Here is a 17,216-nt window from a genome sequence, read left to right as displayed (position 1 = left end):
CCGTCATGGCGCCGGACCAGCGCGCCAACATCACCATCAAGGACGTGGCGCGCCTGGCCAACGTGTCGGTGGCGACCGTGTCGCGCACCATGAACGGCCACCAGCACGTGGCCGAGTCAGTGCGCGCGCGCGTGCTGGAAGCCGCACGCACCCTGCACTACGTGCCGCACCACGCCGCGCGCAGCCTGAGCAGCCGCCGTACCCACACCATCGGCGTGGTGCTGCCGGACCTGCACGGCGAGTTCTTCTCCGAACTGATCCGCGGCATCGACACGGTGGCGCGCGAGCGCGGCCTGCACCTGCTGGTGTCCAGCTACCACGGCGAACCGGAGCAGCAGCGGCTGGCGGTGCGGCGCATGCCCGGGCGCGTCGACGGCCTGCTGATCATGTCGCCGTCCCTGGCCAGCGATGCCGAGGATCCGGCCGACATGCTGCCCGGCACACTGCCGGCGGTGCTGATGAACTGCGCCGAGCGCATCGGCGAGGCGCAGGTGCTCAACGTCGACAACTACGGCGGCGCCCGCGCCATGACCCGCCACCTGCTGGAAGCGGGCCATCGCCGCATCGCCTTCATCGCCGGGCCGGACGACAACTTCGACGCGCGCGAGCGCCTGCGCGGCTACCGCGACGAACTGCGCGAGCGCTGCCCGCAGGTGGCGCCGCTGGTGTTGCCCGGCGCTTTCGACGAGGCCTCCGGCTACCGCGCCGGCGAAGCCCTGCTGCAGAGCCAACGGCCGGACGTGGTGTTCGCGGCCAACGACATGATGGCGCTGGGCTGCCTGTTCGCCTTCACCCATGCCGGGCTGCGCGTGCCCGAGGACATCGCCCTGGCCGGCTTCGACGACGTGCCGATGGCACGCTACGTGCATCCGGCCCTGACGACCATGCGCGTGGACATCGCCGGCTTCGGTGCCCGCGCCATGCAGTTGCTGCTCGCCGCACTGGAGCCGCACGCCGCTTCGGCGGCGTCGGCAGCGTCGGCTGGCGCGATCGCCCCGCAACTCATCGTTCGTGCTTCCAGTGCCCAGCGAGGGACCGCCATGGACTGACACCGACGCATGCAACACCGATGTCGTTTTTTGCAGCACCTAGAAGAACACAACAATGATCCCGTTGACCGCCCTGGGAGGGCTTTTGTCATGAAGAAACCGCGTTCCGCCTCCAACCTGCCCGCACGCAGCCTGCTGTGCTGCGCGCTGGCCACCTGCCTGTTCGCCACGATGCCGGCGATGGCCCAGTCCAGCAGCGCGACCCTGCGCGGTCAGGTCGCCGCCGCCCAGGCCGGCACCGAGGTCACCGTCACCAACATCGCCACCGGCTCGGTGCGCCGCGCGCCGGTCGCCGCCAACGGCAACTACACCGTGGTCGGTCTGCCGCCGGGCACCTACAAGGTCGAGGCCAACGGCGTCACTCAGACGGTGACCCTGCAGGTGGCTTCCTCGTCCACTGTCGATTTTGCCGGCACCGCGGCGGCCGCCGGCGGCAACGCGACCACCCTGGACACCGTCACCGTCAGCGCGCCGCTGCTGAAGGATGTCAAGACCTCGGAAGTGGGCAACGTGGTGTCGCTGCACCAGATCCAGCAGCTGCCGCAGGCCACCCGCAACTTCCTGGAGTTCGCCGACACTGTGCCGGGCATGGTGTTCCAGGTCGATGGCAACGGAAACACCAAGCTGCGCGGCGGTGCGTCCAACGCCAGCGCCGGCAACCTGTACATCGATGGCGTCGGCCAGAAGAGCTACGTCAAGGGCGGCGGCATCGCCGGCCAGAGCGATACCCAGGGCAATCCGTTCCCGCAGCTGGCGATCGGTGAGTACAAGGTCATCACCTCCAACTACAAGGCGGAGTATGGCCAGATCAGCGGTGCGGCGATCACCGCGGCCACCAAGTCCGGCACCAACGAGTTCCACGGCGAGGCCTTCTACCGCTACACCGATCAGGATCTGCGCGACAAGCGCCCGGACGAGGAAAAGAACGGCAAGATCGATTCGCAGACCAAGGAGTATGGTTTCGCTCTGGGCGGCCCGATCATCCAGGACCGCATGCACTTCTTCGTCGCCTACGAAGGCAAGGAGAACGTGGTGCCCAAGAGCGTGCAGGCCGACGCCAACGCACAGCCTTACCTCGGCCTGCTGCCGTCGAACATCTCCAGCCAGTACGGCGCAGCCAACATGCCGTTCAGCGAGGATCTTTACTTCGGCAAGATCGATTTCGAACCGACCGATCGCGACCGCATTGAACTGAGCGGACAGTACCGCGACGAAACCCAGACCGCCAACGTCGGCGGTACCAGCGCACCGGACCACGGCACCAACAAGATCAACAAGGACAAGCGCGCCAATATTCGTTGGCAGCATAGCGCCGACAACTGGTTCAACGAGTTGATCGTCGGTACCGAGGACTCGGAGAACAATCCGAATCCGAAGAGCATCGGCAACGGCATCGTCTACAAGTACCTCAACTACAACGATCCCAATATCGGTGAGTACACCTTCCTGGAAACCGGCTCCGCTGGCGGCTTGAACGTACAGCGCAAGAGCCAGAAGGGCTGGTTCCTGCAGAATGACCTGACCTTCACCAGCTTCCAGTGGCATGGCGAGCACACCATCAAGATGGGCGTCAGCTACAAGGACATCAAGCTGACCTCGCAGGACGCGGCGGCGCTCAATCCCCAGTTCAGTTACTCGATCGATGCCAATGGCATCGCTGCTATTCCCTACCGAGTGGATTTCGTCGCGCCCTACAACACACCTGGCCAGAAAGCCACGGTGGAGTCGCCTTCCAAGCAGTACGGGATCTACATTCAGGACGACTGGGCGGCCACCGACAAGCTGATGATCAATGCCGGCGTGCGTTGGGACTACGAAGACAGTCCGGCCTATACCAACTTCGTCACCTCCCAGGCCTTCGTCAACGCCCTGTACTCCGACGATCCGGCCAATCCTGGCCAGCCGTGGGCCAATCGCCTGCTGCCCAGTGGCATCAATGTTGCCGATTACATCAGCACCGGCCATAACCGCAAGAACTTCAAGGATGGCTGGGCGCCGCGGCTGGGCTTCTCCTATGACTTCTTCGGCGACGAGCGTTCGGTGTTGCATGGCGGCGCAGGTCGGTCCTACGACCGCAACCTGTTCGAGCAATTGGCGCTTGAAACCAGCAAGGCGGCATTGTCTCCGGTTGCTGTGTACTTCAAGGATTCTGCGGCGAGTTCTTGCTACAAGGCTGATCGTACCTGTGCCGTTTGGGATCCTCGCTATCTCAATGGCGTCGATCAGTTGAATACGATTCCGGGCGTCAATGGCAGCGCGGAATTGTTCATGTTCAACAATAAGTTGAAGACGCCTTATAGCGATCAGTACAGCCTCGGCATCACCAATCAAGTGGGCGACTGGCAGACTGACGTGACCTTCCAGCGCGTGCTGAGCTACGACGGCTTCGCCATGTCGTTGATCAATCGCTACCCGAACGGAGCCTATTTCGATGCGTTGGGCAGTGCGCCATGGGGCCAGCCGGTGCCTGGCTATCAGAATACGATCCTTGGCATGAATGGCCTGGAGCAGCGCAGCAGTCAGATCCTGCTGTCGGCCGACAAGCCGTACACCAAGGAATCGGGCTGGGGCCTGACTCTGTCTTACACGCACACCAGCGCGCGTCAGAACCGCAACATCGACGAGCCTTATGCGTTCGACAAGGCAACCATCCATGACTATCCCTTCGTGAAGTCCGATGCAGTGTCTGCACATCGTTTCGTTGCCTCCGGTTCGATCGACGGTCCGTGGGGCCTGACCTTTGGTGCGAAGCTTGTGCTGGCCACGCCCGAGCCGGTTAATACAATTGCCTGCTACGGCAAGGTCGATGCAGATGGGGCAACGTGCCAGCAAATCGGCTTCGTTCCGCCAGGCAGCGGCAAGTTTCTGGTCGGCGGCAAGATCTGGGGCTACCGCACGGTGGACTTCCAGGCGACCAAGGACTTCACCGTGTACAACGACTTCAAGTTGACGGCGCGCGTGAACCTGCTCAACGCCTTCAACTTCAAAAACTACTCGAGCTACATCTACGGCGGTCCCGACGGCACCGGCAATTACTTTGGTACTGGCGGACGACTGGATACGAGCTACGTCGGCTTGAACACCACCGGCGACATCAACTACGTGCCGCGCACCGTGACCTTCGAGATCGGCGCCAAGTTCTGATCCACGGCATCACCCACGCACGTGCCCGACCGGCGCGCGTGGGGTTTCAACGGACGGGGCCGCGTGGCCCCGTCCGCGTTTGCGGTCGCCCCTTTCTTCGGTACAGGACCACGCACGCATGATCGCCGCCCCTCTCCGCAACCTGGTCATCGTCGGCGGCGGCACCGCCGGCTGGATGGCCGCTGCCGCGCTGGCGCGTGTGCTGGGCCCCGACTACCGCATCACCTTGATCGAGTCCGAGCAGATCGGCATCGTCGGCGTCGGCGAGGCCACCGTGCCGCACATCAAGGCCTTCAACAACCTGCTCGGCATCAACGAGGCCGAGTTCGTGCGCCATACCCAGGGCAGCTTCAAGCTCGGCATCGAGTTCGCCGACTGGCAGCGTCCCGGCACGTCCTACGTGCACGGCTTCGGCACCGAGATCGGGCATCCGCTCGGGCTGCTGCCGTTCCAGCAGTACTGGTTCAAGCAGGCGCTGGCCGGCAAGGCGAAGCCGCTGGGCGCCTATACGCTCAACACCGTCGCCGCCAAGCGCGACCGCTTCATGACCTCGGCCACCGACGTGCCGCCGAATTCGCCGTTGGCCAACATCGCCTACGCCTACCACTTCGATGCGGCGTTGTACGCGGGCTTCCTGCGCCGCTACGCCGAGCAGCGCGGGGTGACCCGGCGCGAAGGCATCGTCGAGGAGGTGCAGCTGCATCCGGAATCGGGCGACGTGCGCGCGGTGCGCCTGGTCTCGGGCGAGGCGATCGCCGGCGACCTGTTCATCGATTGCTCCGGCTTCCGCGGCCTGCTGATCGAGCAGGCGCTGCATACCGGCTACCACGATTTCAGCCACTGGCTGCCGTGCGACCGTGCGCTGGCGGTGCCCTGCGCCAAGGTCGGTCCGCCCACGCCGTACACCCGCGCCACCGCACGCGCGGCCGGCTGGCAGTGGCGCATTCCGCTGCAGCACCGCACCGGCAACGGCTACGTGTACTGCAGTGCGCATATCAGCGACGACGAGGCCGCCGCCACGCTGCTGGCCAACCTCGACGGCAAGGCCCTGGCCGATCCGCGCCCGCTGCGCTTCGTCACCGGCCGCCGCAAGCAGGTGTGGAACCGCAACGTGATCGCGCTGGGCCTGGCCAGCGGCTTCATGGAGCCGCTGGAGTCGACCAGCATCCACCTGGTCCAGTCCGGCATCTCCAAGCTGCTGGAGCTGTTCCCGCGCGAGGGCATCAGCCCGGTGCTGGTGCGGCGCTACAACGAACGCATCGCCTTCGAGTTCGACCGCATCCGCGATTTCCTGCTGCTGCACTACCACGCCACCGAGCGCGACGACAGCGCGTTCTGGCGGCACTGCCGCAGCATGCCGATCACCCCGGAACTGCAGGAGACGCTGGAGCTGTTCCGCGACAGCGGCCGCTTCTACCGCAATGGCGACGAGATGTTCGCCGAGATCAGCTGGGTGCAGGTGATGGTCGGGCAGGGCATCCTGCCGCGCGCCTACCACCCACTGGTGGACCAGGTGCCGCAGGCCGACCTGGAGCGCTTCATGGCCAGCGTCGAGCAGACCATCGGCCATTGCGCCGACGCGATGCCGCCGCACCGGGCGTTCATCGACCGCTACTGCAGGGCTACTTAAAAAATTGCCAGTAACAATACAGTTAAGCAAGTTTTGCCGGAGAGTAGATAGCTAATACAAGCGCCTATATAGCTGCATAACTGCCGCTCTTCTTGCTGCGGAGTGGATGCGTGGCAAACGCAGCGGCAAGCGACCAAATTTTACCGATGGGGAGTCTAGCCGACCCGGAACGGAGTAGTTTTCAAAAAATTAGTCGGCTTAAGTGCACCTTAAAGATTCTAGAATATTTAATGGCGTGGCCGTATTTGGCAAAGATCAAGAAAATAGCTTCTATTTAAGAGCGCTTGATCCCACATGGCGTCCCAAGAGGCGACTCCTGAGAGCCAATCGAGCAGAATATCCCTGCAATAGATAACTCGATTTTCCAGAGACCAGGGAATATCAGCACGGAAGCACATGGTCGCTGTAGCTTTGAATTCTTCTATGGCACGCGCTACGGCTCTGAATGCTGCCCCACAAAGATCATCCAGCAAGCTTATAAGCATTAGTTGTTCAACTTGATGCATGCAATATTTTGAAAAGCATGACAAAAAATCCGCCTTCCAATCGGGCGAAACAAGTCTAGATTGAGCTTCTTTAAAAAAAGCTCCAAGATCAGCGCCGGCTACATTAATTGTCAGTAAAAAGCTAAGAATCAACGAGGCTGTAGAAGTGACGTCAATCGACTTGCTTGGAACTCGTCCATGTGTCGGCAGATGGAAAACGCTTTGCGCTAGTTCAAGCCGCTTCTCACTGAGCCCAAGGTGCTGGAGCAAAGAAGAGTAAATACGGTCTTCACCACGCCCATAGGGTATAAATGGGATCATTGAGCTGCTGTTTAATGCGCAATAGGCCGTGGCAATAAAACCGTTCATGCTTGTGTGCGTATTTACAGGCGCTTGCCTAACTACCCATGAACTTTCAATCGTGCGGCGAAAAGAGCGGTCAGACGCGAATATTCTTCTGCGTGACTCCAAGCACCCAATCTTGCTGCACAAGACATGAGTGCTCAAGCCTGAATGCCCTGCGACGCCGCATGAAGAAAAGGCGATGGGCTTTTCAATATCGTCAGAGCCGTCTAAAGAGCTGTGAAGCGCTAAGGTCGCGCTATTGCCTGGAAGCGAGATATTATCCATAAGATTACTCTCGCTGGAATAGGCAAGAAGGCCCCAAGGCGTAAAGCCCTTAATTGGGCGCTCGCCTCCTGAGGGCAAAATTGCTTTTGCCGATCTTATAAGTACGTCATCGTCATAACTACAGTATTTCTGTCCGGCAAAAAAAAGACTAATCCAATTTCGGCTGAATCCATAGCAGTCGTTTTTTTCCGACAACAGTGTGTCTAGAAAGATTTTTCTTTCCCAAGAAAAAGTGCGAATTATGCTTTCGCGCTCTTTACAGCCAAGATAGAATATTTTTGAGCAATTATCCGAGCGAGAACGAAGAATCTCAGTGTTCAAGAAAGCATTACCAGCATCGGATTGATCAACTACTAAGATTCGGACATCCCCCGAAAAGCATGAGATATCGCTAATTAAACTATCAACAGCGCGCTTTAGCAGAACCGGCCTGTTTCGTGTGGGGATACACACATTGATTGCGTCACCGCTATTCATTTGCGCAGCTACAAGAATGGAGGTGCAATGACACGGTTGCTTCGACCTTGCCGATTACGGTGGAAGTAGGTACGGGGCCAAACGCTCGCGAGTCCGTAGATATAGAGAGATTGTCTCCCACTAAGAAGAGCTCATTTCTTCCTACCACTAGAGAATCCGGATCACTTCTTGTATTTGTGCCTGACATACAGGTAGAGACTCTAAGTGAGTCGTAAGATTCCGCTTCGATTCGATTCAAAGTGTAAGTGACCCGCTGCGATGGAGCGGCATAAAGACGCTTAATCGCCGCCTTGTTTTCCTTTGTAGCGAATATTAGCTTGTCGCCGACATGCCGTTTGTAGTCTTCTTCTTCGGGATTTTTAATTACCTCGACGAAAAGAATATCTCCTGGACACAGGCCAGGGCGCATAGAATTTTCTTTGACTTTCAAGAATATATAATTGCCGTGAAGCCACGCGGCGAAGTATGCACCGCTAGCAGCAAGAAATAGTCCGGCTAACACGGTAAATGTTTTTATTTTATTCATTTAAGTAGGCGACCCGAAACGAATAATCTGACGACTCTATCGCCAAGCCCGCCTGAGGGAAGTCAGGAATTAGCCCTGTTAGAATTCTGACGCGCTGATTTGGCGCCATTTGATTTATTTCTCTCAAAGCCAGTCCGCAAAAAGTAGGCTTGCCGGCAATCACTGCTCCTTGTTCACAAGATTGTGAACTTCCACAATAAAGAACAATGGTCTTATTTCTATCTGTTTCTGACCTAAAACGCATTGCAAGCTCATAGATAGGAATGTTCATGGCACCCAGTAGATGGCCGCGGGAGAAATCTTCGCGACGCCTAGTATCGACTAAGATCACATTTCCTCTGCGTCGCAATTCAATAAATTCTGCTGCGTTGAGTGTAATGTTAAGGACACTCCGATCTTGCCATCTGCGCTGATCTATTAGGCTTTTGACCTTTGTATCATTGGCATAAATTGTCAAAGATGACAAAAACCCAAGTAGAGAAATTAAGCTCAGCGTCATCAAGACCAACTGAGGTCTACGCATGATTGATCACCTTTATGAAAGTGTCCAAGTCAAACTTCAATTATTTGCCAGGATTGAAATGGCGGGCTTGGGTTAAAGGAAATGCTGTCCAGACCGCGGCTAAAAGAAACGTAAAGGCGTATTCAAACGAAAAGTTCTTCATTGCAGTAAATAGCATAATCCCTACTCCAGAAAATGCTGAAACAAGCAAGCTTCGATTAACGTGGATATTGCCGCCAATCCGGCTTGTCGGAGTCCATTCAAGAAGACGGTTACTTTTTCTGAGCGCTCTAAATACAGAGGTGACGGCAGCGTCTACCAACAAAAAAGAATTATGGCAGCTCAGAATAATGCGGACTATTTCCGCCCTGAAAATTTCGCAAACGGTAACTATGAGGGTGTATAAGAAATAGAAGGAAGGCGATACATTGCGATATATCCACGTTAGCAGAAAGGCGACCCATGGAGCGGAAATCAAGCAGCTAAGGGCTAAGACGTGTCCTTGGATCAATAAGCCAACAAAAAATATAGGGTAGAAAATTTGCGAAAGCCTAGTTATTATTAAATCCCACCGATGAGTTACAGAAAATGCTTGATTGGCATAGCTCCAGCCGAATATGAAATTTTGGATGTCCCCCCTCATCCAGCGATGCAGACGTGCAGCATGCGATAAATATGTAGAGGGCGGGGATTCCTTTATTACTGCCATCGGTTGAATGGCTGCACCCATTATATAAGTCTCTAATGTGTCGTGGCTTAAGATGCAGCCCTCCGGTAATTTGCTAGCATTATCTAGATACGCCCTAGCCGACATCATGCCCTTCCCACTAAAAACACCTTGGCTGAACAGGGTTGAATAAAACCCCGATTTGCTGATGTGGCGTATTGCTGATATTAGAGGGTCGGATTCCGCTTTAATACCTGAAGTTATAGCGGGGACTATAATTCCGGGGGGATGATGGTCAAGGTGCGAATTGCCCTCCATGTACCTTATCGACAGGTAAAGCCAATCCACGCAGTCGTCGATGATGACTGTATCTTCATCCATGATAAAAACTATATCTATTTTTGTCAGATCATGTTGGTGTCCTATTCTCGTGGAAAAAGAGCGCTTTCCGGAAGAAATAGCGTAGCATAACTCGAGTATTTTGCCCCTCTTTCTCTCCCAACCCCAGAAGGTACCGTCTTTCCTGATTACATTACAACGGTGCAATATTTCCCAAGTGAAGCGTTGTCCCGAAAAGCCGATTTCTGCTTCCGTCGCCAAATTGATTAGTTTTTGATTTTCAGAATGCCCTTCTTCAGCTGTTAGGCGATCTGGAAAATCTGTTAACAAGATAACTCTTTTTACTGACCGAGAAGAAGATGCAGCGCGGGATATGTTTGAAACAATTGCGATTACGTCGCTATCTCCGTGTAGAAGTAGCGGTATAACAATGGTTACATCAGCGCCATTCAACTCCTCTTGGTCAAAGGATTTAAGCGTGGTGGGCTGCGACGTGCAGAAAAATGCATATATTACTTGTTGGAAAGCATCTAAACATGGGATCAGCAGCAAAAAGAACATTGACCACGATTCCGCGATCGAGAAAGCTAAAGCGGCTGCGAGCGTTATTTTTCCCACTTGGAATAAGCGCGCTTGCCGAGCGCCGCCAAATTTTTTTATTCTATGGGTATCGCCCTCTCGGCGAGCTACATCCTTCGATGAAGGGCATAAACGTCTATAAGTTAAACTGTTCAACAAAATTTCTTCGCTCTCATAGAGTGCTTCCGCAATCTCATCCCCAATAATGTCTAGGCACCAAAAGCAAGGGCGGCAAGTGAAAGTGGGTTCCTCATCCGGTACGCCGATGGCATCTCTTACAACCGCGTAAGACAGGCTTTTATTAATTCTTTTTACACATCCACAAAGTAAGCCGAGGCGCACCAGATCCAGATCTATCGACCGTTTAACCGATTGGCCGCCCGCCTGTAACAGTCGCTTCAAGTCAATCAAAGAGCCTTCGGTGGATAGATTCCAGCCATAGTCATAGCTCCGGGCATAGAGCGCCGCCGGGTCCGGTGCATATAGAAAATTGCGCGCGTTTAATTTTGTCGATATGGCGAGTTGCGCTAGCTGCTCGACTATTTTTAAATGGTAGTCGCTGTTTCCGCCGAAGTTTTTACTCAAAAAAGCAGTCACCACGGGCTGTTTTATCAGCCTAATGAGAGTTTCTGCCTGAAGTCTGGCGTCAAGGGTTAACATTTGATGAGTCCAAAAGCTCCCAAATGCTCAGTGCTATTGGCTACTTTCTTTGAAAGAATGAGATATAAATTGTCCCATTATTGTCGCCACCTTGAACAATATGAGCATCTGCGAAGTTGTCTCTAAACCATTGCTCACCATAAGCAGATGTCATGAGCGTTTGCCAGTCTGCATTAGCGGCTTTGGGAGAAGTGTTTGGCTTGACGACCGTGCTTATGTAACAAATTGTTTTGCTGCAACTAGGCTCAGAAACCTCCAAGCCATCATAGCCGCGCCCTTTGGAACGCAGATGGGTATCAATATTTGCTTCCATACTTGGTGACCATTTTTCATCTTTGCCCTCAGCAGAATATAGGTCATAAATGTCTTTATAAAAATCGCTAGAACCGATCAGGTCGTTTCGCATTGCGACTACCCGTTTCATATTTTTTTCGCTGATTGATGACGGTAGCGTACCCGCTAAGCCAGGATCCGTTTTATCATCTTGACGCGACATAGAGCTGTCCAATCCGTGAGTTGCATCTGTGGTGGTAACACTAGAGGACTTGTTATTCGTTGAACGTTGGCTTGGCCTTGCCTCATCGTTCATAGGATGCGGCTTGCTAGAGCCGAGAGACCATGGTGTATATATAAAGTTTATTGATCCTCTATAAAGGTATAAAAAAAATGTCACGGCTAAGATGGCAAGTAAGCTGACGCTTGCAACTTTTTTTTTCCGCATAAATCACCTGAGGTGGTCAACGAGAAGTGCCTAGCGAATAGGCACTTCTCGATGTTTGTCAGCACTCGCAACCGGTAAATCCTCCCACATCGCAGTAGATCATCGGGGGAGATCCCGAACCTACGGTGTACTTGCAATATTGCGGCCCATATCCTGGGGAGTTATTGCGTATGCAAGACGGCGCCGTGCCAATTTTTGATCCTGTTTCACATCTGGCGCACGACGCTTCTGCGTTAGATTCGGAAACATAGCCCATGAATATGGCTAGTGAAGACATGCCAACTGCGGAAAGCGCTCCTAACAGGATCTTTTTTCCGTTACTTTTCATGCTGCCTCCTACATTGGTGGTAATAATTGCTTAGATGTCAGTGAGCTACTGTCACCAAAAATTTTCCTTTAGTGGGTAGCTTTTTGAAATACACTGCAACCGTAATTTTTATGAATTTATTTTCGTTCACCTCCTCGGGAATTAGCTTCCATTGTGAAGTCATGTCTCTAACCATCCGCGAGACCTCAATACTAGGTGCCTCTACAGACTCATAGCCTTCTACTAGCCCGGTTGATCGATCTAGATAGAGGTCAGATATGCAAACAAAGCGTTCAGGAGTTTTATCTGAAAGCTGGACAATGCTGGAAATGGTGATGGGTTTCGCGAGGAAATTTATAGCCACAATCCATGGCATATAGCCATTAGTATTGGCCTTGATGTCTGCGATTCTATAAGAGGTGATCGACGAATCTGAGCTGGCCGAATTGACTTCGGCTGCAAACAAAGGATTTATAAAAAAACAGAAAAATATTGCAGCGCTATAAAACGAAATCCGAAATCCATGACTAAGTGTCCAATGCACTTTAGGATCTACCTGAACGCTAATAGATGGGCGACAGTAGCAGCGCTTAGTCATGCGATTTCCTTATCGTAAGACAGACTAGTTCTTGGAACTTAGCATGAACTCAAGCTGCCACTCCATTTTTACTGTGATTTCTATCTATTTTTTTTGCATGGTTGTGCCCGCGGTACGGCAACCGGCTTAACGCAATCCAAGTGAGTGTGTGTCGAGCGAATCCAGAGCGGTTCTGAGGATGTGCGCTAAAGATAGCCGTACATGGCGGTTCAACTGGGCTTCCGCCGAATGTGCCGACGTTGAGGTCCAGCTAATGGCAAGCCTTTAGGTGCAGACGGTTTTTGTGATCCAGGTGGGCGGTGTGCAGTTGGTATGAGTCTACAAAGACAACAGTTCTTGAAGCTCTAATACGCGAAAAAAAAGAGGCCACGCGCACCAGGCGCGGGCCTCTTCAAATCCGACCGAAGCCGGAGAACGGTATGGCACATCTCCGGCAGAGCCGGACGCTGGGCATGCTACCGGCACGCCGAAGTTAAAGCAACACTTTAGAATTTATCTTCTAAGTAATTGATTTAAAATCAATGACCGGGGTGGCCAGCCAGTGTCGCCGCGATCTCCTGCTGGATCGCCTCGGCCGCCGCACGCGGATCGGCGGCCCGGCGGATCGGCCGGCCGACCACGATCGCATCGGCGCCGTCGGCGAAGGCCTGGGCCACGCCCACGGTGCGCTGCTGGTCGTCGCCGACCGGGCCGCCCGGACGGATGCCCGGGCAGACGATGGAGAAGCCGGCGCCGGTGGCGCGGCGGATCGGCGCCGCTTCCTGGCCGGAGGCGATCACGCCGTCGATGCCGGCCGCCTGCGCGGCCAGCGCGCGCTCCACCACCACGTCTTCCGGCGCGCGGTCGATGCCCATCGACGCCAGGTCGGCGCGGCCCATCGAGGTCAGCACGGTCACCGCCAGCAGGCGCATGTCGCTGCCGTTGGCCTCGGCCGCGGCCTGCATCATCGCCGGGTGCCAGCCGTGGATGGTGCAGTAGTCCACCGGCCACTGCGACAGCCGCCGGATCACCCCGCCCACCGTGGCCGGGATGTCGAAGAACTTCAGGTCCACGAACACGCGCTTGCCGCGCCCGGCCAGCGTGTCCAGCACGTCGAAGTACTCGCCGGAAGCCAGCAGTTCCATGCCGATCTTGTAGAACGCCACCGCATCGCCGAGCCGCTCGATCCACTCCAGCGCCTCGCTGCGCCCGGGCACGTCGAGGGCGAAGATCAGGCGCTCGTGCGGCGCCAGCGCCAGCGGCGCGCGGCTCACTGCGCCAGCTCCAGCGCCTGCACCTTGGCCTGGTGGCGGGCGGCGCGCGACTGGGTGAAGTCGTTGTTGAACAGCGCCGGTTCCCAGGAGCCGTAGCTGGGGTTGGGCAGCATCCACCAGCGCTCGCCGAACCAGTCGTGGTACTGCTGCAGCAACTGCGCGCGGCCTTCCGGGGTGTTGGCCACCACCTGCGCAAAGTCGCCGAGTTGGTCGCCGAACTGCATCAGCACGCGGTACTGCTGGCCGACCAGCTTGCGCCGGCAGTTCTTCTCCGAGCCGTTCTGCTCGCAATCCTTGACCACCGTGCCCAGGCCCAGCAGCACGCTGTTGTCGGCGACCGGCAGGCCGGCGCTGCGCAGGTTGGCCAGGGTCGCGTCGGTCAGGTGCACGGCGCGGTTGGTCACGTACAGCACGGTGATGCCCTTGGCGGTGGCGGCCTTGGCGAAATCGACCACGCCGGGAATCGGCTTGGCCTTCTTCTCGGCGACCCACTGGTCCCAGGTGACCTCGTCGTATTCCTTGCCGTTGCGGATCAGCCGCGCCTGGTACGGCGAGTTGTCCAGCACGGTTTCGTCCACGTCCATCACCACCGCCGGCTTCAGCCCGGTGGCGGCGTTGCCGCGTTCCTCCGGCACCAGCGCATCCCAGTTCGGCTCCTTCAGCGCCGCATCCAGGCGGTCGGCGGCGGCGCGATAGGTCTGCTCGGTCAGGGCCTGGTACTCGGCCGAGCGCTGCATCCACAGCACCGCATTGAGGTTGTCGTCGGCCGCGCCCGGGGCGGCAGCGGACGCGGTCGACGCGGCAGTGGCGGTAGCCGCCGGCTTGGCGGCGGGGTCGGCGACCTGCGCCTGCGGCTTGCAGGCAGACAGGGCGAGCACGGCGCAGGCCAGTGCGGTGCGGGCGATCGGCGTCATCGGGCGTGGGAACCTGGGCAAATGAACCACGGATTTTAGCCGGTTGCGATGACCGGCGCGGCGCAGCGCGCAGCGGCGCAGGCAGGCCGCCGCGCTCAGGGCGCGAACGTCAGCGCACGCAGATCCGGGGCGAGCACCGCCTCGACAGGGTTAGCGCTGTCGTGGCCGGCATAGGTGCTGAAGCGGATGCGCAGGCGGCCATCACGCACGGCGTAGGGCGTCAGGTCGTCGAGGTCGGGCGCGTCCAGATCGATGTTGTCCAGGCAACTGGACACCGGCACCCGGGCCAGGATCGACGGCGCCCCGTGCAGATCGACCACGGTCAGCGCCATCTCCGCACCGGCGCCGCAATAGCCATGTCCGTCCCCGGGCGAGGAACGGCGCACCGACAGGTACAGCAGGCGGTCGCGCGCCAGATACGGCTGCAGCCGGGTCGGCAGCAGGCGGATGGCGCGCACGGTGCCGATCAGTTCCGGTGCGTAGGCGCGCGGGATGGTTTCCAGCACGGTCGGTGCGCGCCCCGGCACCTGCAGCACGACGCGGCCGGCGCGATAGGCCAGATGCAGGACGCCGCGGCGTGGATCGCAGACCTCGGTCTCGGCCAGCGTGGCCGATGCCGCGCCGCAGTCCGTCGGCGTCGGGGGCGCGGCGGTGTGGATTGGCACGGCGCTGGGCGCAGCGGGCGCGGCCAGGGCCAGCAGGAGGGTGAGCGGCAGCATGCGGGGCCTTCGCGGTGTGAGCCATGAGTGTGGCAGCCACCGCGGCTCGCGCACCAGTTGTGACATACATCCTTTGTGAAAGTGACGTGATTCACGTAAGTGCCTGTTTTGCAGGGAATTTCCCGACAGCATGTCGGGAGCCTCCGGATGCCGCTGCGCTGTGGTTTGCACCACACTTCGCAGTACGGAAAACCGCGCGACGCGGCGCCTGGTGCGCTGCAGCGCGATCGCGCCTGCACCTGCAGGCAAACGCCGGAAGCGTCACAGGGGACGTTGCAGTGGATCGCTGGAGAAAAGGAGTTTCTCGCATTGTGCTGGCTGCGTGCCTGCTTGCCGGCGTGCCCATGGCGCAGGCGCAGGAACCGCCGAGCACGCTCGACCGCCAGGAACAGCTGCGCCAGGCCGAGCAGGTGCAGCGGCAGCAAGAGCAGGATCGGCAGGCGCCGTTCGTGGGCCCGCGCGAGGCCGAAGCGCCGGCGGACATGCGCAGCACCAGCCTGCCGACCGAAGCCCTGTGCTTCCCGATCCAGCGCGTCCGCCTCAACGGCGGTGGCCCGGACGCGGCGCGTTTTTCCTGGCTGTGGCAGTCGCTGCGTCGCTACGAAGGCCGCTGCATCGGCACGGCCGGCATCGACCTGATCCGCCGCCGCGCGCTGGACCAACTGGTCGCGCGTGGCTTCGTCACCACCCGCCTCGGTGTGCCGGCGCAGGACCTGTCCCGCGGTGAGCTGCGCTTCGAACTGCTGCCCGGGCGCCTGCGCCAGGTGCGCGTGCAGTCGGCGGACGGCCGTGTGTTCTGGCGCGGTGCGCTGCCGCTGCGGCCGGGCGACGTGCTGGACCTGCGTGCGATCGAGCAGGGCGTGGAGCAGTTCAAGCGGGTGCCGTCGCAGGACGCCAAGATCGACATCGCCCCGGGCGAGCAGCCGGGCGAGTCGGACCTGCTGATCACCGTGCAGCGCAGCAAGCGCTGGCGCGCGGTGCTCAACGCCGACGACTCCGGCGTGCAGGCGACCGGCCGCTACCAGGGCGGCGTCGATTTCGCCCTGGATGCGCCGCTGGGCATCAACGATCTGCTCTCGATCGGCTACAACCACGATCTGGTGGACGACGGCGCCGCCCGCGGCACCCGCGGCAACAGCCTGTCCTACAGCGTGCCGTGGGGCTGGTGGACGTTCTCGCTGTCGCTGTCGTCCTACCGCTATCACCAGCAGGTGGACGGGTTCCGCCAGAGCTTCCAGTCCAGCGGCAGCTCCGACAGCGCGCAACTGGATCTGCAGCGGGTGATCCACCGCACCGGCACCAGCAAGACCACGCTGGGCATGGTGGTGGCCAAGCGGGCGGCACGCAGCTACCTGGACGGCGTGGAGATCGGCATCCAGCGCCGCCACACCACCAGCGCCGAGCTCTATCTCAGCCATCGCCATTACCTGGGCAAGCTGCAAGTGGACACGCGCCTGGGCCACCGCCGCGGCACGCCGTGGTTCGACGGGCAGTGGACCGGCTACGACCCGGCGGTGGGCTTCCCCGGCTACCGCTACGGCGTCACCACCCTGGATGTCAGCGCCGGCCTGCCATTCGCGCTGGGCCCGGTGGCGATGAGCTGGGACAGCAGCCTGCATGCGCAGACGTCCTCGCAGCTGCTGCTGGGTTCGGAATTCATCACCCTGGGCGGGCGCTACAGCGTGCGCGGCTTCGACGGCGAACGCACCCTCGGCGCCGAGCGCGGCGCGTACTGGCGCAACAGCCTCAACCTGCCGGTGCAGCGCCTGGGCATCACCCCGTACCTGGGCGTGGATGCCGGCCGCATCGCCGGGCCCAGCGCCGCCGGCCTGGCCGGGCGCAGCCTGGTCGGCGGCTTCGTCGGCGTGCGCGGTGCGCATGGCGGGCTCAGTTGGGATGGCTTCGCCGGCTGGGACCTGCACGCGCCGCGCGACTTCCACAGCGCGCAGCCGGCCTACGGCGTGCGCCTGATCTACCAGTTCTGACACGTCCCTGCCGCCGGCCGGCGGCAGGCAA

General features: G+C 58.6%; 13 protein-coding genes. 4 read left to right on the top strand and 9 right to left on the bottom strand.

Going from position 1 to position 17,216, the window contains the following annotated elements; genetic code table 11:
- Positions 1-5: 5 nt before the first annotated feature.
- The 3 genes from AC1PK7_RS21000 to AC1PK7_RS20990 all read left to right on the top strand — a co-directional run bounded on the left by AC1PK7_RS21000 (position 6) and on the right by AC1PK7_RS20990 (position 5,823).
- Positions 6-1,049, top strand: coding sequence for a LacI family DNA-binding transcriptional regulator (locus AC1PK7_RS21000; RefSeq protein ID WP_481100954.1), 1,044 nt, complete (start codon positions 6-8; stop codon positions 1,047-1,049).
- Between the two features lie 90 nt (positions 1,050-1,139).
- On the top strand, positions 1,140-4,193 hold the full coding sequence (locus tag AC1PK7_RS20995; RefSeq protein WP_371181042.1) for a TonB-dependent receptor: 3,054 nt from the start codon (positions 1,140-1,142) through the stop codon (positions 4,191-4,193).
- Between the two features lie 118 nt (positions 4,194-4,311).
- Entirely contained in the window at positions 4,312-5,823 is a 1,512-nt protein-coding gene (locus tag AC1PK7_RS20990; protein WP_481099396.1) for a tryptophan halogenase family protein, read from the top strand.
- A 227-nt stretch (positions 5,824-6,050) separates the two neighbouring features.
- On the opposite strand, the gene AC1PK7_RS20985 is transcribed toward AC1PK7_RS20990, so the two are convergent.
- From AC1PK7_RS20985 to AC1PK7_RS20945, 9 genes are all read right to left on the bottom strand, one after another.
- The gene (locus AC1PK7_RS20985) at positions 6,051-7,259 is read right to left on the bottom strand and encodes a hypothetical protein (RefSeq protein ID WP_481099395.1); all 1,209 of its coding nucleotides are present in this window, start codon (positions 7,257-7,259) and stop codon (positions 6,051-6,053) included.
- Between the two features lie 148 nt (positions 7,260-7,407).
- Positions 7,408-7,941 carry a signal peptidase I gene (lepB, locus tag AC1PK7_RS20980; RefSeq protein ID WP_371180981.1) on the bottom strand — a complete coding sequence of 178 codons (534 nt, stop codon included), beginning with the start codon at positions 7,939-7,941 and terminating at the stop codon, positions 7,408-7,410.
- Positions 7,934-8,464 (bottom strand): rhodanese-like domain-containing protein, encoded by a 531-nt coding sequence (locus tag AC1PK7_RS20975; RefSeq protein WP_481099394.1) that lies wholly within the window; start codon positions 8,462-8,464, stop codon positions 7,934-7,936. The genes lepB and AC1PK7_RS20975 overlap by 8 nt, the downstream gene beginning before the upstream one ends.
- Before the next feature lie 40 nt (positions 8,465-8,504).
- The gene (locus tag AC1PK7_RS20970; protein ID WP_481099393.1) at positions 8,505-10,688 is read right to left on the bottom strand and encodes a glycosyltransferase family 2 protein; all 2,184 of its coding nucleotides are present in this window, start codon (positions 10,686-10,688) and stop codon (positions 8,505-8,507) included.
- A gap of 40 nt (positions 10,689-10,728) precedes the next feature.
- A complete protein-coding gene (locus AC1PK7_RS20965) occupies positions 10,729-11,277 on the bottom strand; it encodes a hypothetical protein (protein ID WP_371180978.1) in 549 nt (182 codons plus the stop codon).
- Between the two features lie 497 nt (positions 11,278-11,774).
- Positions 11,775-12,314, bottom strand: coding sequence for a hypothetical protein (locus AC1PK7_RS20960; protein ID WP_371180977.1), 540 nt, complete (start codon positions 12,312-12,314; stop codon positions 11,775-11,777).
- Between the two features lie 518 nt (positions 12,315-12,832).
- The gene (gene pyrF / locus AC1PK7_RS20955; RefSeq protein WP_481099392.1) at positions 12,833-13,567 is read right to left on the bottom strand and encodes an orotidine-5'-phosphate decarboxylase; all 735 of its coding nucleotides are present in this window, start codon (positions 13,565-13,567) and stop codon (positions 12,833-12,835) included.
- Positions 13,564-14,481: a 5'-nucleotidase, lipoprotein e(P4) family gene (locus AC1PK7_RS20950; protein WP_481099391.1), complete on the bottom strand. Its 918-nt coding sequence runs from the start codon at positions 14,479-14,481 to the stop codon at positions 13,564-13,566. Before AC1PK7_RS20950 ends, pyrF begins: the two co-directional genes overlap by 4 nt.
- Positions 14,482-14,576: 95 nt before the next feature.
- Positions 14,577-15,200, bottom strand: coding sequence for a hypothetical protein (locus tag AC1PK7_RS20945; protein ID WP_481099390.1), 624 nt, complete (start codon positions 15,198-15,200; stop codon positions 14,577-14,579).
- Positions 15,201-15,544: 344 nt separating this feature from the next.
- On the opposite strand from AC1PK7_RS20945, the gene AC1PK7_RS20940 reads away from it, so the two are divergent.
- Complete coding sequence (locus AC1PK7_RS20940; RefSeq protein WP_481100953.1) at positions 15,545-17,185, top strand: ShlB/FhaC/HecB family hemolysin secretion/activation protein; 1,641 nt, start codon at positions 15,545-15,547, stop codon at positions 17,183-17,185.
- Positions 17,186-17,216 lie beyond the last annotated feature (31 nt).

This window comes from Xanthomonas sp. NCPPB 3174 (genome assembly GCF_056725205.1).
The sequence above is the reverse complement of the archived record's forward strand: the minus strand, read 5'-3'. Positions and strand labels throughout refer to the sequence as shown.